This is a genomic window from Nguyenibacter vanlangensis (assembly GCF_013376155.1).
Classification (GTDB): domain Bacteria; phylum Pseudomonadota; class Alphaproteobacteria; order Acetobacterales; family Acetobacteraceae; genus Gluconacetobacter; species Gluconacetobacter vanlangensis.
Map to the genome: position 1 here is coordinate 1 of NZ_JABXXP010001088.1, position 718 is coordinate 718.

Annotated in this window: 1 protein-coding gene; it reads left to right on the top strand. The window is 70.9% G+C overall.

From position 1 onward, the window contains the following. Nucleotides 1-334: NUDIX domain-containing protein (locus HUK84_RS21415; RefSeq protein WP_176641950.1), on the top strand; the 334-nt coding region annotated here is incomplete at its 5' end. Nucleotides 335-718 lie beyond the last annotated feature (384 nt).

A 718-nucleotide genomic window follows, 5' to 3' on the forward strand; every position in this document is an offset into this window, starting at 1 on the left:
GCTGCGCCGCCGGCCGGCATCGGGGCTGCTGGGCGGCATGCTGGAACTGCCCGGCACCGAGTGGCGCGCGGAACCCTGGGCGGAATCCGAGGCACTGGCCCATGCCCCGCTGCCCGGCCCATGGCGACAGGCCGGACGGGTCACGCACGTCTTCACCCATTTCACCCTGCATGTGGACGTGTATGCGGCGCGGATCGGGCGCTTTCCCAACAGCGCCGCCCAGGCCGGCGGCCTGGTCTTCGCCGCCCGGGATCTCGACGGGCTGGCCCTGCCGTCACTGATGCGCAAATGCCTGGCCGCGACCCCGCCGGACCGGCCGACCGGCGCGCCCTGACGATCCGGGCCCCGCGACCGGTGCCCGGGTTTGGTACCCGAGTTTGGTACCCGAGTCGGGAGGTTATTTTTTCGTTGACGGACGCCGAACCGGCGCTGTTGACTGAACGACGCGGCCGGATGACCGATTTGGGCATAAAACCGCCGCTGACACCGCCGCAGGCTTGGCCAAGCCCCGGAACACCGCCATGTTTCATGGCATGCCCGGCTTGTCGACGGGGTATGGAGAGCATGATGGCCGTGATCGCCGCCTTTCTGTCGTCGCCCCTGCCGCTGGCCTGCATGACCGCGCTGGCGGGCTGTGCCGCGCTTTACGCATGCCGCGCCCCTGTGCCGCGCGCGATCCCCGTCCGCGCAACCCCCATTCGCGCAACCCGGGGCCGCG